This is a genomic window from Cellulomonas aerilata, from assembly GCF_007991755.1.
Lineage (GTDB): Bacteria > Actinomycetota > Actinomycetes > Actinomycetales > Cellulomonadaceae > Pengzhenrongella > Pengzhenrongella aerilata.
The window spans coordinates 25,408-50,487 of the sequence record NZ_BJYY01000004.1; the positions used below are offsets into that span (position 1 = coordinate 25,408).

The 25,080-nt window shown below is 74.3% G+C and carries 21 protein-coding genes; 13 read left to right on the forward strand and 8 right to left on the reverse strand.

The genetic code is table 11. From position 1 onward, the window contains the following. Positions 1-10: 10 nt before the first annotated feature. The 4 genes from CAE01nite_RS04615 to CAE01nite_RS04630 all read right to left on the reverse strand — a co-directional run bounded on the left by CAE01nite_RS04615 (position 11) and on the right by CAE01nite_RS04630 (position 5,655). Positions 11-1,339: an alpha-amylase family protein gene (locus CAE01nite_RS04615; protein WP_146900665.1), complete on the reverse strand. Its 1,329-nt coding sequence runs from the start codon at positions 1,337-1,339 to the stop codon at positions 11-13. A gap of 116 nt (positions 1,340-1,455) precedes the next feature. Beyond that, positions 1,456-2,289, reverse strand: coding sequence for a Cof-type HAD-IIB family hydrolase (locus tag CAE01nite_RS04620; protein WP_146900668.1), 834 nt, complete (start codon positions 2,287-2,289; stop codon positions 1,456-1,458). A gap of 38 nt (positions 2,290-2,327) precedes the next feature. Continuing rightward, entirely contained in the window at positions 2,328-5,303 is a 2,976-nt protein-coding gene (locus CAE01nite_RS04625; protein ID WP_146900670.1) for a putative bifunctional diguanylate cyclase/phosphodiesterase, read from the reverse strand. A gap of 151 nt (positions 5,304-5,454) precedes the next feature. Continuing rightward, the gene (locus CAE01nite_RS04630) at positions 5,455-5,655 is read right to left on the reverse strand and encodes a hypothetical protein (RefSeq protein ID WP_146900673.1); all 201 of its coding nucleotides are present in this window, start codon (positions 5,653-5,655) and stop codon (positions 5,455-5,457) included. A gap of 188 nt (positions 5,656-5,843) precedes the next feature. On the opposite strand from CAE01nite_RS04630, the gene CAE01nite_RS04635 reads away from it, so the two are divergent. Continuing rightward, complete coding sequence (locus CAE01nite_RS04635) at positions 5,844-6,317, forward strand: MarR family winged helix-turn-helix transcriptional regulator (RefSeq protein WP_186816423.1); 474 nt, start codon at positions 5,844-5,846, stop codon at positions 6,315-6,317. A 48-nt stretch (positions 6,318-6,365) separates the two neighbouring features. Here CAE01nite_RS04635 and CAE01nite_RS04640 read toward each other — a convergent pair whose 3' ends face one another. Beyond that, positions 6,366-7,211: an NAD-dependent epimerase/dehydratase family protein gene (locus CAE01nite_RS04640; protein WP_146900675.1), complete on the reverse strand. Its 846-nt coding sequence runs from the start codon at positions 7,209-7,211 to the stop codon at positions 6,366-6,368. Positions 7,212-7,405: 194 nt separating this feature from the next. Here CAE01nite_RS04640 and CAE01nite_RS04645 point away from each other — a divergent pair, with 194 nt between their 5' ends. From CAE01nite_RS04645 to CAE01nite_RS04665, 5 genes are all read left to right on the forward strand, one after another. Continuing rightward, entirely contained in the window at positions 7,406-7,819 is a 414-nt protein-coding gene (locus CAE01nite_RS04645; protein WP_146900678.1) for a VOC family protein, read from the forward strand. 97 nt (positions 7,820-7,916) lie between these two features. Continuing rightward, positions 7,917-8,714: a response regulator transcription factor gene (locus CAE01nite_RS04650; RefSeq protein ID WP_146900679.1), complete on the forward strand. Its 798-nt coding sequence runs from the start codon at positions 7,917-7,919 to the stop codon at positions 8,712-8,714. An 87-nt stretch (positions 8,715-8,801) separates the two neighbouring features. After that, on the forward strand, positions 8,802-8,960 hold the full coding sequence (locus CAE01nite_RS04655) for a chromosome partitioning protein (RefSeq protein ID WP_146900682.1): 159 nt from the start codon (positions 8,802-8,804) through the stop codon (positions 8,958-8,960). Between the two features lie 172 nt (positions 8,961-9,132). After that, positions 9,133-9,798: a hypothetical protein gene (locus CAE01nite_RS04660; protein WP_146900683.1), complete on the forward strand. Its 666-nt coding sequence runs from the start codon at positions 9,133-9,135 to the stop codon at positions 9,796-9,798. A gap of 103 nt (positions 9,799-9,901) precedes the next feature. Beyond that, positions 9,902-11,011 carry a Gfo/Idh/MocA family protein gene (locus CAE01nite_RS04665; protein WP_146900686.1) on the forward strand — a complete coding sequence of 370 codons (1,110 nt, stop codon included), beginning with the start codon at positions 9,902-9,904 and terminating at the stop codon, positions 11,009-11,011. Between the two features lie 6 nt (positions 11,012-11,017). Here CAE01nite_RS04665 and CAE01nite_RS04670 read toward each other — a convergent pair whose 3' ends face one another. Then, positions 11,018-12,085 carry a LacI family DNA-binding transcriptional regulator gene (locus CAE01nite_RS04670; RefSeq protein ID WP_246131007.1) on the reverse strand — a complete coding sequence of 356 codons (1,068 nt, stop codon included), beginning with the start codon at positions 12,083-12,085 and terminating at the stop codon, positions 11,018-11,020. A gap of 238 nt (positions 12,086-12,323) precedes the next feature. Here CAE01nite_RS04670 and CAE01nite_RS04675 point away from each other — a divergent pair, with 238 nt between their 5' ends. The 7 genes from CAE01nite_RS04675 (at position 12,324) to CAE01nite_RS04705 (ending at position 22,936) form a co-directional block, all read left to right on the forward strand. After that, on the forward strand, positions 12,324-12,668 hold the full coding sequence (locus CAE01nite_RS04675) for an L-rhamnose mutarotase (RefSeq protein ID WP_246131008.1): 345 nt from the start codon (positions 12,324-12,326) through the stop codon (positions 12,666-12,668). Between the two features lie 90 nt (positions 12,669-12,758). Beyond that, entirely contained in the window at positions 12,759-13,955 is a 1,197-nt protein-coding gene (gene rhaI / locus CAE01nite_RS04680) for an L-rhamnose isomerase (RefSeq protein ID WP_146900692.1), read from the forward strand. A 3-nt stretch (positions 13,956-13,958) separates the two neighbouring features. After that, a complete protein-coding gene (locus CAE01nite_RS04685) occupies positions 13,959-16,076 on the forward strand; it encodes a bifunctional aldolase/short-chain dehydrogenase (RefSeq protein ID WP_146900695.1) in 2,118 nt (705 codons plus the stop codon). 5 nt (positions 16,077-16,081) lie between these two features. Further along, positions 16,082-17,740, forward strand: coding sequence for a rhamnulokinase (locus tag CAE01nite_RS04690; RefSeq protein ID WP_246131009.1), 1,659 nt, complete (start codon positions 16,082-16,084; stop codon positions 17,738-17,740). A 420-nt stretch (positions 17,741-18,160) separates the two neighbouring features. Beyond that, positions 18,161-18,946 carry a 3-ketoacyl-ACP reductase gene (locus CAE01nite_RS04695; protein WP_146900698.1) on the forward strand — a complete coding sequence of 262 codons (786 nt, stop codon included), beginning with the start codon at positions 18,161-18,163 and terminating at the stop codon, positions 18,944-18,946. 95 nt (positions 18,947-19,041) lie between these two features. After that, complete coding sequence (locus CAE01nite_RS04700) at positions 19,042-21,114, forward strand: FAD-dependent oxidoreductase (protein ID WP_146900700.1); 2,073 nt, start codon at positions 19,042-19,044, stop codon at positions 21,112-21,114. Positions 21,115-21,346: 232 nt separating this feature from the next. After that, complete coding sequence (locus CAE01nite_RS04705) at positions 21,347-22,936, forward strand: outer membrane protein assembly factor BamB family protein (protein WP_146900703.1); 1,590 nt, start codon at positions 21,347-21,349, stop codon at positions 22,934-22,936. Positions 22,937-22,959: 23 nt separating this feature from the next. Here CAE01nite_RS04705 and CAE01nite_RS04710 read toward each other — a convergent pair whose 3' ends face one another. Together CAE01nite_RS04710 and CAE01nite_RS04715 are read right to left on the reverse strand one after the other, a co-directional pair. Further along, positions 22,960-23,877 carry a sugar phosphate isomerase/epimerase family protein gene (locus CAE01nite_RS04710; protein ID WP_146900797.1) on the reverse strand — a complete coding sequence of 306 codons (918 nt, stop codon included), beginning with the start codon at positions 23,875-23,877 and terminating at the stop codon, positions 22,960-22,962. Between the two features lie 14 nt (positions 23,878-23,891). After that, positions 23,892-25,055, reverse strand: coding sequence for a Gfo/Idh/MocA family protein (locus tag CAE01nite_RS04715; protein ID WP_146900706.1), 1,164 nt, complete (start codon positions 25,053-25,055; stop codon positions 23,892-23,894). Between the last annotated feature and the right edge of the window lie 25 nt (positions 25,056-25,080).

Below are 25,080 nucleotides of genomic sequence, written 5' to 3' on the forward strand. Positions count from 1 at the left end.
GGCGCCCCGCTCAGGTCGCCAGCACCGCCCACCCGTGCGGCGGCAGCTCCAGCTGCCCGCGGTCGCCCGTGGCGCGCAGGGTGCCGTCACCCGCGAGCGTCCCGCTCGCCCCGGGGACCGGCAGCGTCACGGCCTCGTCCTCGATGCTGAGCGCCACGAGCAGCGCCTCGTCGCCGGCGTGCTGGCGCAGCACGAGGGTCCGGTTGGTGCCGGTGAGCACCTGCGTGCGCGCCCGGTGCAGCCACGGGTGGCGGCGGCGCAGGGAGACCAGCTCCTGGTGGCGGTGGTACACCGACCAGCCGCCCGGGACCAGCTCGGCCGGGGTCGGCGGGAAGGTGGGCCGGACGGCGTCGTCGCCGCCGGCGCGGTCCTCCTTGACCCCGCGCAGCCCCTGCTCGTCCCCGGCGTAGACGGTCGGGGTCCCGGCCAGGATGAGCAGCAGCGCGAGCGCGTGCAGGCCGTGCCGGGGGTCGGTGAGGCGGCTGGCCAGGCGCGTGACGTCGTGGTTGCCCACGAAGGTCAGCGGGACGAACGTGTCGAGCAGGGCGTCGTGCCGGCTCAGCGTCCAGGTCAGCTCGAAGAAGTTGCCGTCGTTGAGCGAGCTCCAGATCGACTTCCACAGCTCGTACTGCGTCACCGCGTCGAAGCCGGCCTCCCGCACCACGGCGGCGTAGTCCCCGTGCAGCACCTCCCCGAACACGTACGCGTCCGGGTGGGCCGCCCGCACGCGGGGCAGGACGCGGGCCCAGAACGCCGGCGGGACGGCGTAGGCCGCGTCCAGCCGCCAGCCGTCCACGCCACGGTCGAGCCAGTGCGTCATGACCCGGACGACGTGGTCGACGACCTCGGGGGAGTCGTGGTCCAGCGCGACCAGAGCGTGGTGCCCCTCGAAGTCGCGGTAGCCGGGCTCCGTGCCGGGCCCGGCGCCGTCCGGCCAGGTCAGGTGGAACCACCGGTCGGCGGGCCCACCGGGACCGTCCCGCAGGACGTCGGCGAACCGCTCGAAGCCCCGGCCGACGTGGTTGAAGACGCCGTCCAGCGTGATCCGCAGCCCCCGCGACCGGGCCGCGGCGACGAACGCGTCGAAGTCGGCGTCCGTGCCCAGCCGGGGGTCGATCCGGAAGTGGTCGAGCGTGTCGTACCCGTGGGTCGCGGAGGCGAACACCGGCCCGAGCGCGACGCCGGACAGCCCGAGCTCGACGACGTAGTCCAGCCAGGCGGTGAGGTGCCCGAGCCGGTGCGCGGGGGGCGCGTCCGGGGCGAGGGCCTCCCGCTCGGCGCCGACGAAGCCCAGCGGGTACACGTGCCACCACATCGCGTGCTCGACCCAGCCGGGCATCGCACCTCCCTCTCGTGTCCGGACGACGGCCGCCCACCGTAGCCCCACCGGCGGCACCACCCGGTCGTCCCCGGGTCGCGACCCGCCGACCCGTCACCCCCGGCGCGGCGACGGCCTCAGGCCGCGGGCAGCCGCAGGACCTCCCGGATGGTGCGGACGACGCCGTCCTCGCGGTTCGAGGGCGCGAGGTGCCGGGCGCGGGCGACCACGCTGGGGTGCGCGTCCGCCATGGCGTAGGAGTGCTCGGCGGCGTCCAGCATCTCCAGGTCGTTGAGGTAGTCCCCGAACGCCATCGTCTGCGCCCGCGTGATGCCGTACCGCTCCTGCACCGCGCGCACGGCGGTGCCCTTGTGCGTCGTCGGGTGCATGACGTCGACCCAGTGCAGCCCGGAGACGACGACCTGCTGCGTGCCGGAGAACCGCTCGAGCGCCGGCGCCGTGGAGTGCTGCGCCGAGCCGAAGTCGAACACCGCGACCTTGAGGACGTCGTCGTCCACCGCGAGCAGGTCGTCCACGGGCTGCAGCAGCGTGTAGTAGCGCTCGCACTCGGCGAGGAACGGCGCGTCGAGCCGTTCGACGTACGCCGAGCGCTTGCCGCAGACCACGGCGCCGACGTCGGCCGCCAGGTCGCGGACCGCGGTGACGATCTCGGCGACGACGCCCCGGTCGATCGTCGCGGAGCTGATCTCCACACCGCCCTGCGCCACGTACGACCCGTTCTCGGCGATGATCAGCAGGTCGCGCGCGACCGGGGCGAACCGCGTCGCCAGGTTCGCGTGCTGCCGGCCGCTCGCGGGGCAGAACAGCACGCCCCGCTCGTTCAGCTGCGGCAGCAGCGGCCACAGCGACGCGGGGATCTCGTGGTGCTCGTCCAGCAGCGTCCCGTCCATGTCCACCGTGATGAGCCGGATGTCGGGGGCGGCCTCGGTCGCACCGGGATCAGGGGTCATGGGCCCATCCTCACCCAGGTCCCGGGCGCCCCGTCCGGTTAGCGGCGGCCGGCGGCCCGCGCGGCCGGGCCCGGGGCGGTGTCCGCCGGCAGGGCGGGCAGGAGGTCCGCCGCGGGCGGCTGGTACGGGTCCGGCGCCGGCTTGCCCCACAGGTACCCCTGGGCGCGGGTGAAGCCCGCGTCGCGCAGCGCCGCGAGCTGGGCCGGCGTCTCCACCCCCTCGGCGACGACCTCCAGGTCCAGCTCGCGCGCCAGGGCGATCACGCCGCGCGCCAGCGCCGAGGACTTGGCGTCCTCGGTGATGCCGCTCGTGAACGACCGGTCGAGCTTGATCTGGTCGACCGGGAGCCGCTGCAGCCACGACAGCGTGGAGTAGCCCGTGCCGAAGTCGTCCAGGGACACCCGCACGCCCAGTCGCCGCAGCCCCGACAGCCGGTCGACGACGTTGGGCAGGTCGACCAGGGACCGGCTCTCGACGACCTCGAGGTACAGCCGCTGCGGGTCGAGGCTCGCCTCGCCCAGCGACTGCCGCACGGTCTGCTCCAGCCGCGGGTCGCACAGCGTGCGCGCCGAGGCGTTCACCGCGATGTGCAGCGGGGCGTGCCCGGAGTGGCCGCCGCACTCGTCCCACCGGGCCAGTGCGGCGCACGCCTGCCGGACGGCCCACAGGTCGAGCTCGACGATGACGTCGGTCTCCTCCGCCAGGGACAGGAACGCGGCCGGGGGCAGCAGGCCCAGCTCGGGGTGCTGCCAGCGCAGCAGCGCCTCGGCGCCGATCGTCCGGACCGCAGTCGGGTCCTGGGGGTCGGCGTCGGTGAGGTCCACCAGGCGCTGGAAGTGCAGGCGCAGCTCGCCGTTGGCGACGGCGTCGCGCAGGTCGGCGGCGAAGGTGGGCTGGGACAGGGCGCCGGACGCGGCGCAGGGGGCCGGCTCGGCTCCGTCCGCGACGGCGACCTGGTTGCGTCCGCGCTGCTTGGCCACGTACATAGCGCCGTCGGCCGCACGCAGCAGGTCGTCCGGCCCCGTGCCGTTCGCGCCCGTGCGCACGGCGACGCCCACGCTGGTCGTCACGCGCAGGTCCAGGCCGTCGACGCGGAACGGCGTGGCCAGACGCGCCACGACAGCCTCGGCGACGTCCTGCGCGGCCCGGGCGGACGGCACGTCCGGGAGCAGCACCGCGAACTCGTCACCGCTCAGCCGCGCCACCACGTCGCCCGCGCCGACGACGGCCCGCAGCCGCGCCGCCGCCTGGCGCAGCAGCTCGTCGCCCGCGGCGTGGCCGAGCACGTCGTTGACCTGCTTGAAGCGGTCCAGGTCGCAGAACAGCAGCGCGACGGTGCCACCGGCACCCGGGCTCCGCACCGCCTGCTCGAGCCGCTGCGCGAGGAGGACGCGGTTCGGCAGACCGGTCAGGGAGTCGTGCAGCGACTGGTGGCGCACGGTGGCCAGCAGTCGCGCGTTCTGCATGGCCGTCGAGGCGAACTCGGCGACCCCCGACAGGCGCGCGAGCGGCTCCTCGAACGCCTTCGGCGTGCTGGCGGCGCGCCAGGCAGCGGTCACGACACCGAAGAACTCCCCGCCCACCAGCAGCGGGGTGACCATCGTCTGGGTGAGGTCCAGGCCTTCCAGCAGGTGGCGCACGGTCGGGTGCACCGACTCCAGGCGCAGCAGGGTGGCCTCCTGCCGGGTGAGGATCGCGGTGAGCTCGGGACAGGTCTGCGGCTCCAGCACGCTGGCCGCCATGAAGTCCTCCTCCGCCGCGGTCAGGCCCGCGGAGAGGAGCGGCCGCAGGCGCCCGGCGGAGGCGTCCCACGTGAAGACCGTCGACGCGTCGGACCCGACGATCCGCACGACGGCGTCGGGGATCACCCGGGCGACGGCGTCCTGCTCCGTGGCCGAGCGCACGTCGCGCGCGAGGGAGAGCAGCGCGGTCGACCGGCTCTCGCCGCGGCGGCTGTCCTCGAGCGCGGTGAGCAGGTCCAGCGCGGCCGCCGCGTGGCCCGCGTACGCGCTGAGCAGCGTGCTCTCGTCGGCGGGGCCCTGCTGCCCGGCGGGGTGCAGCGCGGCCAGGCGGCCGTGGACGTGACGGCTCGAGGCGATCTCCACCACCACCGCGTTGTCGCCGAGCGGATCCCCGGCCAGCAGCCGGCGCGCGAGCGCGTCCACGGACCCCGGCGGCAGGCCGCGGCTGTGGACGAGCGGCTCCCCACCCTCCGGGTCGTGCAGGGCGAGCAGGTACGCCGGCGCGAGCACCGCCGCGGCGGCGCGCTCGGTGATCCGGTGCAGCAGGGCGCCCAGGTCCTCCGTGCGCACCAGGTCGGTCGCCGCGCTCTGCAGCTCCTCCAGCTGGCCGCGCAGCGCGAGGAGCTCGGGCTCGACCGGGGACTCGCGCAGCGCCCGCCACCACGAGCGGCGACGGTCCCAGGTCAGCCGGTAGACGCAGGCGGGGTACCCGTCGGACTGGCACTCGTCGTGCTCCACCCGGGCGGACGGCAGGCCGAAGATCTCCGGGACGCAGCCGACCAGGCCCTGGGTGTAGAGGCAGTCCAGGCGGGAGTGCGCGTAGCCGTCGTGCAGGCGGTAGCGCAGGACCGCGGTCGTCGCTCCGGACTCCAGGACCTCCATCGTCGAGGTCGTCGAGAACTTGGGGACCGACCGGTGGAGCTGGCGGTAGACCTGCGCCGGGGACCCCAGGGCGCGCAGGAGCAGCACCAGCGAGTGCGCCAGACCCGACCGGATCGCCTCGCGGCCCATGTCGAACGTGCACCGCGGGTCGTCGAGGACCACGGTCGCCGCCTCGAACAGCCGGATCCGGGTGTCGTAGCCGACCCAGCGGGACTGGTCCTGGAGCTCGTCGAGCGTGTACGGGACCTGCGCCAGGGCGAGCAGCCGGTCGAGCGCGTCCGGGCCGCCCCGCGCGGCAACCTGCCGCAGCGTCAGGGTCGTGGTCGCCCCGGACGTCTCCGCGGCGCGCTCGCGCTCGGCCGCGCGCGTGCCTGCTGATACCGGTGTCATGTCCGTGCTCCGCCGTCGAGGTCCGATCCGCCGCCCGTCACTTCGGCAGCGGCCGTCCCCCGATGAGCGTGCGGCGGGCCATGTCCAACGTTCGGGCGCACGGCGTGACCTGCGGCCGCACCGGCTCCCGGCACGGGTCGGTCCGGGCCGGTCAGCGACCGTCCGGCTCCCTCTCCAGGCGAGCCCGCCGGGCCGCGGCGACGCGCGCGGCGCGCTCGCGTTCCAGGCGCCGGTGCGGGTCCGCGCCGCTCCCGAGCTGGGCGGGACCGAACAGGTGGAGCGTGAGGTACCGGATCCGGTACCCGACGCGGTACCCGAGGGAGAGGCCCTCGCGGTCCGCTCGCTTGCCCATGGTGCTCCGTTCGTGGCAGTTGGTGAGGGCACTAACTATAAGTGGTGCCGGGCTAGACTCCGGCCGTGCCCGAGACCGCTCCCGCCGCGTCCCCCTCTACCGCAGCAATCCGGCCCTCGACCGGCTCCACCGCGCCCGGACCCGCAGCGCCGGCCCCACCGCCCCTGGCCGTCGCCGCGACGCAGGACGTGACGACGCAGCCGGACCCCGCGGCGCCCGGCGAGACGGACCTGCTGGCGCTGGACCGGCAGGTCTGCTTCGCCCTCGCCGTGGCCGCCCGCGACGTCGTCGCCCTGTACCGCCCGCTCCTCGGGCCGCTAGGCGTGACGCATCCGCAGTACCTGGTGCTGCTTGCGCTGTGGGAGCAGGCGCCGCTGCGGGTCGCCGACCTCGCGGCGCGCCTGAGCCTGGACCCGGCCACGCTGTCCCCGCTGCTCAAGCGTCTCGAGGTGCGCGGGCTGGTCCGGCGCGACCGGGACCGGCACGACGAGCGCGCCCTCGCCGTCTCGCTGACCCCGGCCGGGGTGGACGCCCGCGCGCATGCGGAGGCCATCCCGGCCGCCGTCATGCAGCGCCTGGGCATGGGCGTGGCCGAGCTGGAGCAGCTGCGGGACGGCCTCACCCGCGTCATCGACGCGGCCCGCACCCCGCCGCCCGCCTGACCGGTCCCGGCCCGGCCGACCGGTCCTCGTGACCCGGGCGGCCGGGCCTCACACGTGGTCGCGCCAGCTGTGCTCGGGTGCGTAGCCGAGCAGCTCGCGGGCCTTGTCGATCGAGAGCAGCGTCTCGGTGCCCTGCAGCGGGCGGAGGACCTCCACGTCCGGGAAGACCTCGGCGGCCAGCTCGGCGCTCGGCCGGGACATCACCGTGTCGGCGGCCGCGATGATGAAGGTCTCGAAGCCAGGCCCCGCGTTCTCCAGGGCCCGGACCACCGCCTGGGCGCCGTCCCGCCCGTCGATGTACCCCCACAGGTTCCAGCGGCGCAGCGCCGGGTCCGCGTCGAAGGCCGGGAAGTCGGCGTAGTCCTCGGGGTCCTTGACGTTGGAGAAGCGCAGCGCGGTGATGCTCAGCTGCGGGTCCCACCGCGTCAGCTGCGCCGCCATCGTCTCCTCCAGGTGCTTGACCAGGGAGTACGTGGTCTCCGGGCGGGCGGGGTACCGCTCGTCCACGGGGATGTACGGCGGGTCGGTCGCGAACGGCAGGCCGAGCACGGTCTCGCTGGACGCGTAGACGATCCGACGGATCCCGGCCCGGCGGGCGGCCTGGAAGACGTTGTAGGTGGCCAGCATGTTGTGGTGGAACGTCGCGACGTCAGGCACGATCCCGGGCGCCGGGATGGCGGCCAGGTGCACGAGGGCGTCGAACCCCGAGTGCCACTCGTCGACGCCCTGCAGAGCGTCGGCCACCTGCCCGTGGTCGGTGAGGTCGACGAGCACCACCCCGCTGCCGCGTCCACCGGCCCGGTCCAGGACCACCACCTCGTGGCCGTCGTCGGTCAGGCGCCGCACGACGCTTCGCCCGAGCTTGCCGCTTCCACCCGTCACCGCGATCTTCATGGCGCCATCCTGACGGCTGTCCGGCGCCCGGCAACCCGCACGGGTCGCCGGGCGGGTCCGGACCGATGAGTTCGCGCCCGGGTGCGGGTCATGGTGGGCACGGCGGGACGGCGGCGCGGCACGGGCGGGGCCCGGGTGCGCACCGGTCGTGCCCACCGCGACCACGGACGACCCGACACGGATCGAGGGACGAGATGAGCATCCGCCTGAACCCCTACCTCAGCTTCGACGGCAACGCGCGCGAGGCGCTGGAGTTCTACCGGACGGTGTTCTCCGGCGAGCTGATGCTGAGCACCTTCGGCGAGTACGGGCCGTCGGACGGCATCGGCGCGGACAAGATCATGCACGGCCAGCTGGAGGCGGGTGACACGCTGACGTTCATGGCGGCCGACAACCCGCCCGGCACGGAGTACACGCGCGGCAACGACATCGCGATGAGCCTCAGCGGCGACGACGCCGACACCCTGCGCGGCTACTGGAAGCAGCTCTCCGAGGGCGGCACCGTGACGGTCGCCCTGGAGAAGCAGATGTGGGGCGACGAGTTCGGCATGTGCACCGACCGCTTCGGCGTGTCATGGATGGTGAACATCGCGGGCGACCAGGCCTGACCGGCGGGACGCCGCCTCACCGGCGGCGTCCCACCTCACAGCCCGCTCACAGACGCGCCCCAGGGAACGTGGAGCACCGCACGCCACGATCCTCGGCATGGTCACCCGCACCGAGCCCGCCGGCTCCGCGGGCACCCGTCCGACCGCGCCCGGACGCCTGACGCGGCCCGACGGCTCGTCGGTCCGAGCCCTGGTCGTCGACGACGAGCCCGCGCTGGGCGACCTGCTGTCCACGGTGCTGCGCTACGAGGGCTGGGTCGTGGAGACGGCGCTGAGCGGGCAGGCGGCGGTCCGGGCGGCGCGGGCCGCCGCACCCGACGTCGTCGTGCTGGACGTGATGCTCCCGGACCTGTCGGGCCTGGAGGTGCTGCGCCGCATCCGGGCGCAGCACCCCCGGGTGCCGGTGCTGTTCCTCACCGCGAAGGACGCCGTCGAGGACCGCGTGGCAGGGCTGACCGCCGGCGGCGACGACTACGTGACCAAGCCCTTCAGCCTCGAGGAGGTCGTCGCGCGGCTGCGTGCGCTGCTGCGCCGGGCGGGCGCAGGCGCCCAGGCGCAGGACAGCACGCTGGTCGTGGGTGACCTGGTGCTGGACGAGGACAGCCACGAGGTGACGCGCGGCGGCGTCCCCATCCGCCTGACCGCGACGGAGTTCGAGCTGCTGCGGTTCTTCATGCGCAACCCGCGCCGCGTGCTGTCCAAGGCGCAGATCCTGGACCGCGTGTGGCAGTACGACTTCGGCGGCCAGGTGAACATCGTCGAGCTGTACGTGTCGTACCTGCGGCGCAAGATCGACGCCGACCGGGCGCCGATGATCCACACCCTGCGCGGCGCCGGCTACCTGCTCAAGGCGGCCGAGGTCGACTGCCCGGGCGCCGGGACCGCGGCGCGATGACCCCGGGACCGGGCGCTCGCGTGCCGGTCGACCGGCGGAGGCCGGCCCCGGGATGCGAGCCGCGACCGGCGGTGCCAGCGTGGCGGCATGACGGAGAACCTGCCCGAGAGCTTCGACCCCCAGCAGCCCGACCTGCCGACGCTGGGCGTGGACCCCGACCCCATCCCGGAGTCCCACGGCGAGGACACCTCGCTCGACCCGGTGGAGGGCTCCGCCGACGAGGGCGGGACCCTGCCCGCCACCTGAGCCCGGCGATCGGGGGGGCGGTCCCGGGCGGGACCGCCCCCTGGTCGTCCGCCGGGCCCGGTCAGCCCGGTCCGGGGGAGGTGCGGGAGAGGTCAGCGCTCCTCGTCCGTGCGGCCGCGTCGGCTCCGGCCTGCGGGCCCGGGCGGTGGGTCGTGTGGCACCCTCGGGGCCTGTGAGCACCGCCGGCACCCCCCGGGACGACCCCCCGGACGACGCACCGACCGACGGCCCCGCCCCGTGGGGCGGGCTGCTGGGCGGGACGACACGGCTCTCCCTCTTCGGGGAGGTCGGGCTGGTGGGCGTCGTCGTGGCGGTCCTGAGCCTGCCGGTGGTGACCGCGGTCCCCGCACTCGCGGCGGGGACGCTCCACCTGCGGCGGCACCTCTCGGGCGAGGCCGCCTCGCTCGGCCGGCTGCTGCGCAGCGTCGGCCCTGCGCTGCGCGACCTGTGGGCGCTCGCGCTGCTCGTGCCGTTCGTGCTGACGGTCGCCGCCGTCAACCTGTGGCTGGTCGCGGGCACGTCGCTCGCCGGCGGCGCGGTCATCGGGGCGGTCAGCGTGGCGGTCGGCCTGGTCGCCGTCGTCGTCACGCTCCGGACCGCCGGCACGTGGCACCCCGGCGCCGGAGGTCCCGGCGCCGTCCTGGCTGCCGCGCACCGGGCACGCCGCGACGTCCCCGGATCCGTGCTGCTGCTGCTGGCCGCTGCCCTGTGCGTGGCGCTCGTGTGGGCGCTGGAGGCGTTCGCGCTGCTCGTCGGAGGTCTGCTGGCCCTGGCCGCCGTGACCGTCGAGCACCGCTGGGCCGAGCGCGCCGGGACGAGCCCGGCCGTGGACCGATGACCGTGGCGCCGTCGCCGCACGTCGCGCCAACCGGCACATCCCCCGCGAAACGGTCCCCGGCCGCCCTCGCCCTCGTCGTCAGCCCCCGCACCAGGAGACCCCTGTGACCACGCGCCGCACCCTGATCATCGGCACCGGCGCGATCGCCGACCACCACGCCCACGCGGTCGCCCAGCACGGCGACCGCGCCGTCGTCGTCGCCGGCGTCGACCTCGACGCGTCACGCGCGCAGGCGTTCGCCGCGGAGCACGGGCTGCCGGCCTGGGGGACCGACCTGGCGACCGCTCTGGCGGGCGAGCTGCCGACGGCGGACGGCGGCACGACCGGCCGCCCGGACCTCGCGCACATCTGCACGCCGCCCGGCTCGCACGTGCCGCTGGCGCTGCAGTGCCTCGAGGCCGGGGTCGCGGTGCTCCTGGAGAAGCCGCCCGCCCTGAGCCTGGCCGAGATGGACGTCCTCATCAAGGCCTCGCGGCGCACCGGGGTGCAGGCGTCGGTCGTCGTCCAGCACCGGTTCGGCGGGGCAGGCCTGCGAGCCGCCCGGCTGCTCGCGTCCGGGCAGCTCGGCCGCCCGCTGGTGGCGACGTGCGACACCCTGTGGTTCCGGGGGCCGGAGTACTACGCGGTGCCGTGGCGCGGGAGGTGGGACGTCGAGGGCGGCGGCCCGACGATGGGGCTGGGCATCCACCAGCTCGACCTGCTCATCGCTCTCATCGGGCCGTGGGCCGAGGTGACGGCGATGGCCGCCCGCCAGGCGCGGGACACCGCGACGGAGGACGTGTCGACGGCCGTCGTCCGGTTCGAGAACGGTGCCCTGGCGACGATCGCCAGCTCGGCGCTGTCCCCACGGCAGACCTCGCACGTGCGCGTCGACGCCGAGCGCGCGACCGTCGAGGTGGAGCACCTGTACGGGTACGGCGACGAGCACTGGACCGTCACTCCCGCACCCGGCCACGAGGACGTCGCCCGCCTGTGGGCCACGGACGAGCCGTCGCCGGACAGCGGCCACGTCAGCCAGCTCGCCTTCGTGCTCGACGCGATGGACGCCGGCGAGCCGGTGCCCGTCACGCTCGCCGACGCCCGTGGGTCCCTGGAGCTGGTCGCGGCGATCTACGCCTCGGCGTTCACGGGCACGAGGGTGCGGCGCGGGGACATCGGGCCCGGTCACCCGTTCTACGAGCGGATGGACGGCACGGGCGCGCCCTGGGCCTGACCTCCGTCACGCCGTCCCGCCGCCGTCGGCGCCCACCGAGGAGGCCCGGACGACGAGCTCGGGCTGGAACTCCACGTGCGCGGGCTCCTCGGCGAGGCCGTTGGCGGCGCGCAGCAGCAGGTCCGCCGCGGTGCGTCCGAGCTCGTGGGTGGGCTGACGCACGGACGTCAGCGGGGTGGTCAGCATGGAGGCGAAGTTGACGTCGTCGTACCCGACGACGGCGACGTCCTGCGGGATGCGCAGCCCGTGCGCCCGCAGCGTGCGCATGGCCCCCAGGGCGGTCAGGTCGTTGACGCAGAAGAGCGCCGTGGGGCGGTCGTCGAGCGCGAGCAGCTCCGTGGCGCCGGCCTCGCCCCCGTCGGCGTTGAGGAACGGCACCTCGACCTCGACCATCGCCGACGCGTCCAGGCCCGCGGTCGTCAGCGCCCGCAGCATCCCGGCCCGGCGGTCCACGCACTGCTCGATGGTGGACGGGCCGTTGATGAACCCGATCCGCCGGTGCCCCAGCCCGAGCAGGTGCGTCACGGCCATGGACGCGCCCGCGACGTCGTCGACGGCGACCGAGGCGATCGCGGGGGAGGGGGACCGTCGGTCCAGCAGGACGACCTGCACGCCGCGGCGCTGCAGCGCGAGCAGGTGGTCGATCTCCGCCTCGGCCGGCGTCACCAGGACCCCCAGGACGCCGTGCTCCTCGAACAGCCGCAGGTACCGGTGCTCGCGGACCGGGTCCTCGTCCGAGCTGGCGAGCATGAGCGTGTGGTCGTCCTGGCCGAGACGGTCCTCGATGCCGCGCGCGACCTCGGTGAAGAACGGGTTCGCGATGTCGAGCAGGACCGCGCCGACCGTGGTGAGCGTCCCGGCCCGCAGCGTCCGCGCGGAGCCGTTGGGGACGAACGACAGCTGCTCGATCGCGCGCTGCACCCGGTCCCGGGTCGCCTCGGACACCCGGTCCGGGCGGTTCAGGACGTTGGACACGGTGCCCAGCGAGACACCCGCCTGCTGGGCGACGTCGCTGATGCTGGCCCGTCGCGTGCCGCGCCTCGACGCGTCGGCCCGGCCCGATGTGGTGACCACGGGTTCCTCCCCGCTGCGGCGGCGCGGGTCGGCCCGCGCCGGTTGAAAGTGGGCAGACCGCCTCGTAGCGTCATTGTGCCCATGAACCGATTCACGGGCGCGACGGCGCTCGGTCGGGCCACGCCGCGCGTCGACCGGGCCGGCGGTCGGTCGGCAGCCGGTCCGGCAGGCTGCCGGGCAGCCGGTCCACAGCGGGTCCAGCAGCCCGTCCAGCCGCCCGATGAGCAAGGAGGACCACGTGGCACGCGTCTGCTTCATCTCCCGCATCCGCCCCGACCGCATCGAGACCTACCGGCAGCGGCACGCCGAGGTCTGGCCGGAGATGCTCCAGGCTCTGCACGAGACGGGCTGGCGTGACTACACGCTGCACCTGGCGCCGGACGGGCTGCTGGTCGGCGTCGTGGAGGTCGACGACTTCGACGCCGCACGGGAGGCGATGGCCGCGCGCGAGGTGAACGCGCGGTGGCAGGCGGAGATGGCGACGCTGTTCGGCAGCGACGGCCCGCCGGACGAGGGCTTCGTCCAGCTGGAGACGGTGTTCGACCTGGACGCGCAGCGTGCCGCCGCGGGGCTGCCGGACTGACGGTGTTGACCGGGGTGGCGCCGTCCGGGTAGCGTTCGTCTTGAAACGTTTCACACCGCTGTGGGACGTCCTGAGACGACAAGGCGGAACGTGAGCACGCAGACGACGACGTCAGGCAGGGACGGACGGGTCGAGGCGGCCCTCGCGGCCCTGCGGACCCAGACCATCGAGCTGCCGAGCTGGGCGTTCGGCAACTCCGGGACCCGGTTCAAGGTCTTCGCGCAGGCCGGGGTGCCGCGCGACCCCTTCGAGAAGATCGCCGACGCCGGTCAGGTCCACCGGCACACCGGGGTCGCGCCGCGGGTGTCGCTGCACATCCCGTGGGACAGGGTCGAGGACTACGCCCGGCTCGCCGAGCACGCCGGCGAGCACGGCGTCACCATCGGCGCGATCAACTCGAACCTGTTCCAGGACAACGACTACATGCTCGGGTCGCTGACGCACCCCGACGCGCGCGTCCGGGCCAAGGCCGTCGCGCACCACGTCGAGTGCATCGACATCATGCGGGCCACCGGGTCCACGGACCTCAAGGTCTGGCTGCCGGACGGGCTCAACTACCCGGGCCAGGACGACCTGCGCTCCCGCCAGGACCGCCTCGCCGAGGGCCTGGCGCAGATCTACGCCGCGCTCGACGAGGACCACCGGCTCATCCTGGAGTACAAGTTCTTCGAGCCCGCGTTCTACGCGATGGACATCCCGGACTGGGGCACGTCGCTGCTGCACTGCCTCGCGCTCGGCGAGCGCGCCATGGTCGTGCTGGACACCGGCCACCACGCCCCGGGCACGAACATCGAGTTCATCGTCGCGCAGCTGCTGCGGGCCGGTCGCCTGGGTGCGTTCGACTTCAACTCGCGCTTCTACGCCGACGACGACCTCATGGTCGGCTCCGCGGACCCGTTCCAGCTGTTCCGGATCATGCACGAGATCGTCCGCAACGGTGCCCTCGCGCCGGACTCGGGCGTCAACTTCATGCTCGACCAGTGCCACAACATCGAGCCGAAGATCCCGGCGCAGATCCGCTCGGTGATGAACATCCAGGAGGCGACGGCCAAGGCGCTCCTGGTCGACGCCGAGGCCCTGCACGCCGCCCAGCAGTCCGGCGACGTCCTCGGCGCCAACGGCGCCCTGATGGACGCCTACAACACCGACGTGCGCCCGCTGCTCGCCCGGCTGCGCGAGTCCCAGGGCCTGGACCCGAACCCGATGGCCGCGTTCGCCGCGTCGGGCTACACCGAGACGATCGTGGCCGAGCGCGTCGGTGGCGCGCAGGCCGGATGGGGAGCCTGAGCCATGACCGGGACTTCTGAGAGCACGGCCCGCGGCGCCGCAGGTCTGCCCGCCGACGGCACGCCGGGTACCGCGTCGGCGGCCGCCGAGCTCATCGCGCGCTCCAACCGGCTGGGCGCCGACCCGCGGAACACCAACTACGCCGGCGGCAACACCTCCGCCAAGGGCACCGGGACCGACCCCGTCACCGGGCAGCCGGTCGAGCTGCTCTGGGTGAAGGGGTCCGGCGGCGACCTGGGCACGCTGAGGCCCGCGAACCTCGCCGTGCTGCGGCTGGACCGGATGCGTGCGCTGGTGGACGTGTACCCGGGCGTCGAGCGCGAGGACGAGATGGTCGCCGCGTTCGACTTCTGCCTGCACGGCAAGGGCGGCGCGGCGCCGTCGATCGACACCGCGATGCACGGCCTGGTCGACGCCGCGCACGTCGACCACCTGCACCCGGACTCCGGCATCGCGATCGCCACGTCGGCGGACGGCGAGAGGCTGACCCGCGAGATCTTCGGCGACACCGTTGCCTGGGTGCCGTGGCGCCGGCCGGGCTTCCAGCTCGGGCTCGACATCGCCGAGATCAAGGCGAGGAACCCGCAGGCGATCGGCTGCATCCTCGGCGGGCACGGCATCACCGCCTGGGGCGACACGAGCGACGAGGCGGAGGGGCGATCCCTGCGGATCATCGCCGAGGCCGAGGCCTACGTCGCCGCGAGGACCGCGGAGCTCGCCGCCCGCGGGCAGCACCCGTTCGGCCCGGTCGTCCCCGGCCGGGAGGCACTGCCCGAGGCGGAGCGCCGCACCCGTGCGGCCGCGCTCGCCCCGGTGATCCGTGGCCTGGCCGGCCGGGACAAGCCGCAGGTCGGCCACTTCACCGACTCGGGCGTCGTCCTGGACTTCGTCGCACGGCAGAACGCGCCGTCGCTGGCCGAGCTGGGCACCTCCTGCCCGGACCACTTCCTGCGCACCAAGGTCAAGCCGCTGATGGTCGACCTGCCCGCCGACGCCCCGCTGGACGACGTCGTCGCCCGCCTGCGCGAGCTGCACGCCGCCTACCGCGAGGACTACGCGGGGTACTACGAGCGCAACGCCACGCCGGAGAGCCCTGCGATGCGCGGCGCGGACCCGGCGATCGTGCTGGTGCCCGGCGTCGGCATGTTCTCGTTCGGCAAGGACAAGCAGACCGCGCGCGTCGCCGGGGAGTTCTACGTCAACGCGATCAACGTGATGCGCGGCGCCGAGGCGATCAGCACCTACGCGCCGATCGACGAGGCCGAGAAGTTCCGCATCGAGTACTGGTCGCTGGAGGAGGCCAAGCTCGCCCGCATGCCGAAGCCGAAGCCGCTGGCCACGCGCGTCGCCCTGGTCACCGGTGCCGGCTCCGGCATCGGCCGGGCGATCGCCGAGCGGCTCGCCGCCGAGGGCGCCTGCGTCGTGATCGCCGACCTGAACCTCGAGGGTGCCGAGGCCGTCGCGGCCGAGCTCGGCGGCCCGGACGTCGCCGTGGCCGTCCGCGCCGACGTGACGTCCGAGGACGACGTCCGCGGTCTGGTCGAGGCCACCGTGCTCGCCTTCGGGGGCGTGGACCTCGTGGTGAACAACGCGGGTCTGTCGATCTCCAAGCCGCTGCTGGAGACCACGACCAAGGACTGGGACCTGCAGCACGACGTGATGGCTCGCGGGTCCTTCCTGGTCGCCCGCGAGGCGGCCCGCGCGATGATCGCGCAGGACCTCGGCGGGGACATCGTCTACATCGCGTCGAAGAACTCGCTGTTCGCCGGCCCGAACAACATCGCCTACTCGGCCACGAAGGCCGACCAGGCGCACCAGGTCCGCCTGCTGGCGGCGGAGCTGGGCGGCCACCGGATCCGCGTCAACGGGGTCAACCCGGACGGCGTCGTGCGTGGCTCGGGCATCTTCGCCGGCGGGTGGGGCGCGCAGCGCGCCGCCACCTACGGGGTGCCGGAGTCCGAGCTGGGCGCGTACTACGCGCAGCGGACCCTGCTCAAGCGCGAGGTGCTCCCCGAGCACGTCGCCGCCGCGGTGTTCGTGCTCACCGGGCCCGACCTCGTGCAGACCACCGGCCTGCACGTGCCCGTCGACTCCGGGGTCGCCGCGGCGTTCCTGCGGTAGGGGACGTGGTCACCGAAGCGGTCGGGCCCGGGGCCGGGCGCCCGGGGCACGACGACGGCGCGGCGTTCGCTGCCGTGGACCTGGGCGCCTCGAGCGGGCGCGTCATCGTGGGTCGCGTGCTGGGGCCACCCGGGGACCAGCGCGTCGAGCTGCACGAGGTGAACCGGTTCCCCAACACCCCGGTCGTCGTCGGTCGGCGGGCCGCCGTCAGCGCGGGCGGTGCGGGCGGCGCAGACGGTGCGGGCGGAGCGGACGGCGCGGGCGGCGCCGACGGGGTGGGCGGAGCAGGCGGCGCCGACGCGACCACGCTGCACTGGGACGTCCTGGCGCTGTACCGCGGCGTCCTCGACGGGCTGCGGGCGGCGACCCGGGAGGCCGGCACGCTCGCCGGGGTCGGGATCGACTCCTGGGCGGTGGACTACGGCCTGCTCGACGCCGACGGCGCGCTGCTCGGCAACCCGGTGCACTACCGGGACCCCCGCACCGCCGGGGTCGCCGAGCGGGTGTTCCGGACCGTGCCGGCGGCCGACCTGTACGCGCGGACGGGCCTGCAGGTCCTGCCGTTCAACACGGTGTTCCAGCTCGTGGCGGCCACCGGCAGCGCGCAGCTGGGTGCGGCGCGGCGGCTGCTCCTCGTCCCGGACCTGCTGGCCTACTGGCTGACGGGGGAGGAGGGGGCCGAGGTCACCAACGCCTCGACCACCGGGCTGCTCGACGTCACGACCCGGACCTGGGCGACCGACCTCGCGGCGACGCTCGGCATCGACGCCGCGCTCCTGCCGACGGTCCGGGAGGCGGGGTCGACGATCGGCACCGTGCGTCCGGACGTGCTCGCCGCCATCGGCCACCACGGCCCGCTGCCGGTCCTCGCCGTCGGGTCGCACGACACCGCGTCCGCGGTGGTCGGCGTCCCGGCGGTGGGCGAGCGCGGTGAGGGAGGCGGCGACTTCGCGTACATCTCGTGCGGGACGTGGTCCCTGGTCGGGCTGGAGCTCGACGGGCCGGTGCTCACCGAGGCGAGCCGGGCGGCGAACTTCACCAACGAGCTCGGGGTCGACGGCACGGTCCGCTACCTGCGCAACGTCATGGGCCTGTGGGTGCTGTCGGAGTCGATCCGCACCTGGGACGCCGCCGGTCTGCCCGCCGACCTGGCGGACCTGCTCGCCGCGGCTGCCCGGGTACCGGCGCTGACCACCGTGGTCGACGTCGACGACGCTGCCTTCCTGCCGCCGGGGGACATGCCGTCCCGGATCGCCGCGGCTGCGGTCGCGTCCGGGCAGACGCCGCCGCAGTCCCAGGCGGAGACGGTCCGCTGCGTCCTGGACTCCCTCGCGCTGGCGTACCGCCGGGCGGTCCGTGAGGCGGCCCGGCTGAGCGGTCGCACGGTCGACGTCGTGCACGTGGTCGGCGGCGGGGTCCGCAACGAGCTGCTGTGCCAGCTCACCGCCGACGCGACCGGCTTGCCCGTCGTCGCCGGCCCGGTGGAGGCGGCGGCCCTGGGCAACGTGCTGGTCCAGGCCCGGGCGGCCGGTGTGCTGGACGGCGATCTCGCCGCCCTGCGCGCCGTCGGCGCCCGAGGGCAGCACCTGCGGCGCTACGAGCCCGGCGTGCTCGTGCGGGACGAGTCCCGCTGGGACGCCGCCGAGGCCCGCCTGCACCCCTGACCCGCCCGCGCCGCGCTACCCCTCCCCTCGCCGAGTGCGACGTTCCGGACCCTTGAGCGCAACTCAAGGGTCCACGACGTCGCACTCGGCGGGAAGCGCAATCTCGGACGGCGCGAATGCGTTCGGAACGTCGCACTCGGCGCCGGAGCGCACTCGGACGTGCGTCCGTGCCGAGTGCGACGGTTCGGACCCTTGGGCGCCGCGCATGCGTCCAAGACGTCGCACTCGGACGTGCGTCGGTGCCGAGTGCGACGTTTCGGACCCGTGAGTGCGGTCGAGGGGTCCAGGACGTCGCTCTCGGCCGCTGGCGAGCGCCCGCGCGGAAAGCGCTTGCCGGGACGGCTCTCGGCGTGGCACCATCGGGGTGCGGCCGGGGGTCGCGGCGGGGACGACGACGACTCGACGTGAGGGTGGGGCACCATGCCGGCAGTGGCTCTGGTCACCGGAGGTAATCGCGGGATCGGGCTGGGGATCACCCGGCAGCTGCTCGAGGACGGGTTCGCCGTCTCCGTCCTGGCCACCCGCGAGGAGCCCGCGGACGTGCTGGCCGAGCTGCGCGAGCTGGCCGGCGCCGACGACCGGGTCCGGTACGTGCGCGGCTCGGTCGCTGACCCGGCCGACCACGCGCGCTACGTGCAGGACGCCGTCGACGCGTGGGGCCGGCTCGACGTCCTGGTCAACAACGCCGGCGTCGCGCCGTCGGTGCGGGACGACATCCTGGACGCCGGCACCGAGAGCTTCGACCGCGTGCTCGGCATCAACCTGCGCGGTCCGTACTTCCTGACCCAGACCTTCGCGCGGGCCGTGCTCGACCTGCGCGGGCCGCTCGACGCCCTGCCGGACCGTCCGGTCGCGACGATCGTCAACGTCTCGTCGATCTCCGCCACGACGGTGTCGACCAACCGCGGCGACTACTGCATCTCCAAGGCCGGCGTCGCGATGGCCACGCAGCTGTGGGCCGCGCGCCTGGCGCCGGAGGGGATCGTCGTCTACGAGGTCCGTCCCGGCGTCATCGCGACCGACATGACCGCCGGCGTGACCGAGAAGTACGACGCGCTGTTCTCCGGCGGCATGGCGCCGATGCCCCGGTGGGGCAAGCCGGCCGACGTCGGCGGCGCGGTCCGCATGCTCGTGCGGGGGGAGGCGCCGTACTCGACCGGTGAGGTCTTCCACGTCGACGGCGGCATGCACATCGCCCGGCTCTGACGCCGTCCACCACAAGCCGCGCGCGCCGCCGCACACCGCTGACGTCCCGCTCACGCACGCTGCCGTACCCGAGCCGTACCCGAGGAGATCGACCGATGACCGCCCACGAGCCCGAGACCCTGACGATCGCCGGGCGTGCCGTCCCGGTGGTGACCGCCAACACCGTCGTCGTCGGCACCGGCTCGGCGGGGTTCTGCGCCGCCGACCGGCTCTGGGAGTTCGGTCAGACCGACCTCGTCATGGTGACCGACAAGGTCGGGGCGGGCGCCTCCCGCAATGCGGGCTCGGACAAGCAGACCTACTACAAGATGACCCTGTCCGGCGGTGACGGGGACTCCGTGCGCGAGATGGCCGAGACCCTGTTCTCCGGCGGCGCGATGGACGGCGACAACGCCCTGTGCGAGGCGGCGCTGTCCGCCCGCGGGTTCCTGCGGCTGTGCGAGCTCGGGGTGCCCTTCCCGCAGAACCGGTACGGGGAGTTCATCGGCTACAAGACCGACCACGACCCGCGTCGTCGCGCGACGTCGGTCGGGCCGTACACCTCGCGGTCGATGGTCGAGCAGCTGGAGAAGAAGGTCGCCCGCAACGGCACCCGGATCTTCGACGACTGCCGCGTGGTGGACCTGATCGTCCAGGACGGGGAGATCGCGGGGCTGCTCGTGCTGCGCACCGACGTGCGCACCGGCCTGCCCGACGACGGCGACGCGGAGAGCCCGTTCCTGCTGTTCCGCTGCACGAACATCGTCTACGCCACCGGCGGCCCCGCCGGGCTGTACGCCACCCGCGTCTTCCCCAACGGCCAGTGGGGCGCGTCCGGGGCCGCCTACCGGGCCGGCGTGCACGGCAAGAACGTCACCGAGTGGCAGTTCGGCCTCGCCTCGACCAAGCCTCGCTGGAACGTCTCCGGCACGTACATGCAGGTGCTCCCGCGCTTCGTCTCCACCGACGCCGACGGCGGGGACGAGCGCGAGTTCCTCACCGAGGCCATCCCCGACTACGGCCGCCAGCTCTCGATGATCTTCCTCAAGGGCTACCAGTGGCCGTTCGACGTCCGCAAGGCGCTGGACGGGTCCTCGCTGATCGACCTCCTCGTCTACCGCGAGACCGTCCTGCGCGGGCGGCGGGTGTTCCTGGACTTCCGCCGCAACCCCGTGCGCGACGAGTTCGACCCGAGCGCGCTGGCGCCCGAGGCGCGGGAGTACCTGGAGAGGGCCGGCGTCCTGTTCGGCACGCCGATCGAGCGCCTGAAGACCATGAACCTGCCCGCCTACGAGTTCTACCTCAACAAGAACCCGTACGTGGACCTCGCGACCGAGCTGCTCGAGGTCGACGTGTGCGCGCAGCACAACAACGGCGGCCTGGTTGTGGACGCCTGGTGGCAGTCCAACGTGGCCGGGTTCTTCCCGGTCGGCGAGGCCGGCGGGGCCCACGGGGTGTACCGGCCCGGCGGCGCGGCGCTCAACAGCGGGCAGGTCGGTGCAACGCGCGCGGCGCAGTTCATCGCGGTCCAGCGCGCGACGTCGCCGCTGGACAAGGACCGCTTCGCCGCGGCCGCCGAGCCCGTGCTCCGCGGTGCGCAGGAGCTGATCGGTCGTGCGACGGCACGGGCCGCGGCGGGCGTGCCGGACAACACCGGCGACCTGCTGCGCGACGTCGGCGAGCTGATGAGCGCCAAGGCCGGCCCGGTCCGGTCCGCGCAGTCGATCCACGAGGCGCTCGTGCAGGTCCACGACTGGCTCGCGCGGTACGACGACCTGGTGACCGCCGACGTGTCGTCGCGCAGGGCGGTCAACCGCACGTTCCTCGTCCGGGACATCCTCACGACGGCGTACGTCTACCTGTCGGCGATGGCGGACTACGTGGCGCACGGCGGCCGTTCGCGCGGGTCGGTGCTCTACACCGACGCGGAGGGCTCGCTGCCCGTCGTCGGGCACGGACCGGACGCCCGCAGCGAGCTCGACCTGCCCGAGCTGTTCCGGTTCCGGCTGGACGGGGGAGCGCTCGACGGCGAGATCCAGGAGGCCGCCTGGGCGCCGCCGGACTCGGGGGGCTCCGACGGGGCGGGCACGGCCGACTTCGTGTGGCGCCCCGTGCGCCCGATCCCCGAGGACGACGACTTCTTCGAGAACGTCTGGCGCGACTACCGCGAGCACCGCAACATCTACTGACGCCGGCGCGCGCCGAGGGGACACGCGGCGCGAGCAGGACGACCCGACCCGGGGGGTGCCCTCCGGCGGTGACGGGAGCGCCCGTCTCCAAGCCCCCACCCGGTTCACGTCGACGGCCGGCGGCTCCTCGGTGAGGCGCACCGGGACGCGGGCCGAGGCGTGACCCGGCTGCACCCGGATCCCGTCGGGCGCCGTCACCAGGGCGAGCGCTTCGGTCGCCTACGCTCGCCAGATGGCACGTGGCCGTGGCGACATGCAGGACGTCGAGCTCGTCGAGGCCGTCGACGACGCCGGCACCCGGGCCACCACGTCGCCGAGCGAGCGCCTCCGGGTTGCCCCGGACACCCCGGATGCCCTCGACACCCCAGAGGGCCCGGACGACCCCGACGCCCCTCCCACCACCCACCGCACGACCCCGTCGCCCGCGGCCCGGGCCCGTCTGCGCAGGGCGGTGGCCGTCCTGGTCGCCGTCGTGCTCGCCGTCGCGGCGACGTCCTCCCTCGTGCAGTCCCGTCGCGACGCCGCGCGGCTGCGTGCCCTGGCCGACGTCCCCGGCGTCATGGCGCCGCTCTCCGGCCCCGTGACGGAGCTGTGGCGGACGGACGGGTGGCCGGTGGCCCCGCCGAGCGAGGTGGGCGGTCTCCTCGTCACGGTCCTCGCCACGCCGTCGCCGGGGCTGGAGGCGGTCGGGATCGAGCCGCGGACCGGCGAGGTCGTCTGGCGCACGACGCTGCGGGCGCGGGCGCCGGAGGAGGTGCCCGCGGAGTGCGTCGTCCCGGGAGCGCCGTGGCCGGCGGACGGCGCGGCCACGGACGCGGCGGACACCGCACCCGGCGACCGACCCGTCCTGGTCTGCGTCGTGGCGGACGAGGTGGCGACGGCCACGGAGGGCCGCAACCTGGACTCGTTCGTCCACCCCGTGCGGTCCCGGCTCGTGGTGATGGACGCGGTGAGCGGGGAGCTGCTGGCCGACGACCCGGTGGGGAGTCCGGCCGGTGTCGCGTCGGCGGGCACGGACCTGCTGCTCGGGACCGTGGACGCCGACGGACGTCCCCGGGTGACGAGGAGCGACCCACGCAGCGGCGAGGTGCACTGGACGTTCACGTCACCCGAGCCGGTCCCGGCGGACCAGTTCGGGCTGCGCCGGATCGCGCTGCGGAGCCAGGACGGCGTCGTCGTGGCGGACGCCGGGCCGGTATGGGTCCTCTCCGCGGACGGGGAGGTGCTGCGGGCGCTGCCGGGGACCGTGGATCCCTTCGACGGGCACACCACGGTCGTCGCGGGCGGCCGGTTCCTGGCCCGCACCACGCTCGGGAGCACGGACGTCACCACCGAGCTCGTCGAGGTCGCCACCGGACGGTCCCAGACGGTCGAGGGCTTCGTCGACGGCTCGGTGCCGGACGACCGCTCGCTGCCGGACGTCGTGCTGGTCTCACCGGTCCAGGGCGGGGGCCTGCAGGCGCACGACGTCGGGACCGGCGCGCCGCGGTGGACCCTGGAAGGGCACGACACCAGCCCGCCGATGATCCTGGACGAGCGGGTCGTGAGCATCGACGGGTCGCGCGTGGAGTCGGTCGACGGCGTCTCTGGAGCGGTCGTGTGGTCCACCGAGGTGGCCGGGCTCGCGGCGTCCGCGATGGTCACCGACGGCGAGGTGGTGATCGTGACGACCAACTCGGCCACCGACGGCACGCTGGTCGCGGTGGACCTCGACGACGGACGCCAGGTCTGGTCCGCGCCCCTCGACGACCAGCACTACCTCTTCGTCCACGAGCGCCGGCTGTTCGGGTACGGGTCCACCGGCCTCATCGCCATCGGGTGAGCCCGCGCGACGCCGTCGTGCCCTCAGGCCGTCGGCGGCGTCAGCGCGGGCAGGACGTGACGGACGTAGCGGTCCTTCATGACCCGCAGGACCTCGTCACCTGGGGTGTCCCAGATCGCCTGGTTGAAGATCTCGACCTCGACGTCGCCGGTGTAGCCCGCCTCGGTCACCCAGCGACCGATCGAGGTGAAGTCGACGTACCCGTCGCCCATGTACCCGCGCGACAGCAGCGGGTCGGACGCGAGCGGCAGGATCCAGTCGCACACCTGGTACGACGCCAGCCGGCCCTGCTCGCCGGCCCGCAGGATCTGGGCTCGCAGCTCCGGGTCCCACCACAGATGATAGGTGTCGACGACGACGCCGACGGCGTGGGCCGGGTGGGGCTGCGCGAGGTCCAGCGCCTGGCCGAGGGTCGAGATGACCGCGCGGTCGGCGGCGAAGATCGGGTGCAGCGGCTCGAGCACGAGCCGCACGCCGTGCTCGACCGCGAACGGCACGAGCTCCCCGATCCGGTCCGCCACCCGCTGCCGGGCGGCGACGAGGTCGCGGTCGCCGTGGGGGAGCGCGGGGCCGCCCGGTGCGCTGGCGGCGGGGAGCCCGCCGACCACCATGATCAGCTCGGACGTCCCGAGCGTGGCGGCCTCAACGACCGCGGCCCGGTTGTCCTCCAGGGCGGCCCTGGTGCCGACCTCGTCGGACGCGGTGAGGAACCCGCCTCGGCACAGCGACGACACGCGCAGCCCGGCGTCGCGGACCAGGGCCGCGGACTCCGCCAGACCGGCCTCCTCGACGCGGTCGCGCCACAGACCGATGGCGCCGAGCCCGGCACGCACCGTGCCGTCGACGGCCTGCGCGAGCGTCCAGGACTTCGTCGTCGCGGTGTTCAGCGACAGGCGCGAGACGTCGGCGCCCGCCTCACCGGCCGGGGTGGCGGCCTCCATGACGGCGGCCCCGCTCACAGCGTGATCTCGGGGATCTCCAGCCGGCGGCCCTCGGCCGACGACCGGAGCCCGAGCTCGGCGAGCTGGACCCCGCGCGCGGCGGAGAGCAGGCCGAAGCGGTGCTCGCGCCCGGCGACGACGTCGCGCAGGAACTCCTCCCACTGCAGCTTGAAGCCGTTGTCCAGGTCGCCGTTGGCGGGCACCTCGAGCCACTGGTCGCGGAACGGCTCGGTGACCGGCAGGTCCGGGTTCCAGACGGGCTTCGGGGTGTGCGCGCGCTGCTGGGCCACGCACTTGCGCAGCCCGGCGACCGCGGACCCGTGGGTGCCGTCGACCTGGAACTCGACCAGCTCGTCGCGGTACACGCGCACGGCCCACGAGGAGTTGATCTGCGCCACGACCTCGTCGCCCGACGGCGTCTCGATCTCGAAGATGCCGTACGCGGCGTCGTCCGCGGTGGCCTTGTACTCCCGGCCCTGCTCGTCCCAGCGGGCCGGGATGTGCGTGGCGGTCTTGGCGTAGACCGACCTCACATCGCCGAGGATGCCCTCCAGCACGTAGTTCCAGTGGCAGAACATGTCGACGGTCATGCCGCCGCCGTCCTCGGCGCGGTAGTTCCAGCTGGGGCGCTGGGCCTCCTGGATGTCGCCCTCGAAGACCCAGTACCCGAACTCCCCGCGCAGCGACAGGATGCGGCCGAAGAAGCCCTCCTCGACGAGTCGGCGCAGCTTCACCAGGCCGGGCAGGTACAGCTTGTCGTGCACGACGCCGGCCGTGATGCCGGACTCGCGTGCCAGCCGGGCCAGCTCGACGGCCTCCTGCAGCGTCTCGGCGGTCGGCTTCTCGGTGTAGATGTGCTTGCCGTTCTTCATCGCCTGGGTCAGCGCGGCGGCGCGGCGCGAGGTCACCTGGGCGTCGAAGTAGATCTGGATGCTCGGGTCGGCGATGACCGCGTCGGCGTCCGTGGTCCAGTGCTCGATGCCGTGCTGCTCGGCGATCTCGCGGATCTTCGCCTCGTTGCGCCCGACCAGGATCGGCTCGACCTGCACCGTGGTGCCGTCGGCGAGCTCGACCCCGCCGGCGTCCCGGATCGGGAGGATGGACCGGACGAGGTGCTGGCGGTAGCCCATCCGCCCGGTGATCCCGTTCATCGCGATACGAAGCGTCGTCGAGGCCATGTCAGTCTCCGAGTAGGTCGAGGAT

Excerpts from the sequence above, each read along its gene's own strand:
- CAE01nite_RS04685 (WP_146900695.1), top strand. The coding sequence starts at position 13,959 with ATGACCGGGACTTCTGAGAGCACGGCCCGCGGCGCCGCAGGTCTGCCC.
- CAE01nite_RS04640 (WP_146900675.1), bottom strand. The coding sequence starts at position 7,211 with ATGAAGATCGCGGTGACGGGTGGAAGCGGCAAGCTCGGGCGAAGCGTC.
- CAE01nite_RS04650 (WP_146900679.1), top strand. The coding sequence starts at position 7,917 with ATGGTCACCCGCACCGAGCCCGCCGGCTCCGCGGGCACCCGTCCGACC.
- CAE01nite_RS04625 (WP_146900670.1), bottom strand. The coding sequence starts at position 5,303 with ATGACACCGGTATCAGCAGGCACGCGCGCGGCCGAGCGCGAGCGCGCC.
- CAE01nite_RS04705 (WP_146900703.1), top strand. The coding sequence starts at position 21,347 with ATGGCACGTGGCCGTGGCGACATGCAGGACGTCGAGCTCGTCGAGGCC.
- CAE01nite_RS04715 (WP_146900706.1), bottom strand. The coding sequence starts at position 25,055 with ATGGCCTCGACGACGCTTCGTATCGCGATGAACGGGATCACCGGGCGG.
- CAE01nite_RS04620 (WP_146900668.1), bottom strand. The coding sequence starts at position 2,289 with ATGACCCCTGATCCCGGTGCGACCGAGGCCGCCCCCGACATCCGGCTC.
- CAE01nite_RS04630 (WP_146900673.1), bottom strand. The coding sequence starts at position 5,655 with ATGGGCAAGCGAGCGGACCGCGAGGGCCTCTCCCTCGGGTACCGCGTC.
- CAE01nite_RS04615 (WP_146900665.1), bottom strand. The coding sequence starts at position 1,339 with ATGCCCGGCTGGGTCGAGCACGCGATGTGGTGGCACGTGTACCCGCTG.
- CAE01nite_RS04700 (WP_146900700.1), top strand. The coding sequence starts at position 19,042 with ATGACCGCCCACGAGCCCGAGACCCTGACGATCGCCGGGCGTGCCGTC.
- CAE01nite_RS04655 (WP_146900682.1), top strand. The coding sequence starts at position 8,802 with ATGACGGAGAACCTGCCCGAGAGCTTCGACCCCCAGCAGCCCGACCTG.
- CAE01nite_RS04710 (WP_146900797.1), bottom strand. The coding sequence starts at position 23,877 with ATGGAGGCCGCCACCCCGGCCGGTGAGGCGGGCGCCGACGTCTCGCGC.
- CAE01nite_RS04645 (WP_146900678.1), top strand. The coding sequence starts at position 7,406 with ATGAGCATCCGCCTGAACCCCTACCTCAGCTTCGACGGCAACGCGCGC.
- CAE01nite_RS04695 (WP_146900698.1), top strand. The coding sequence starts at position 18,161 with ATGCCGGCAGTGGCTCTGGTCACCGGAGGTAATCGCGGGATCGGGCTG.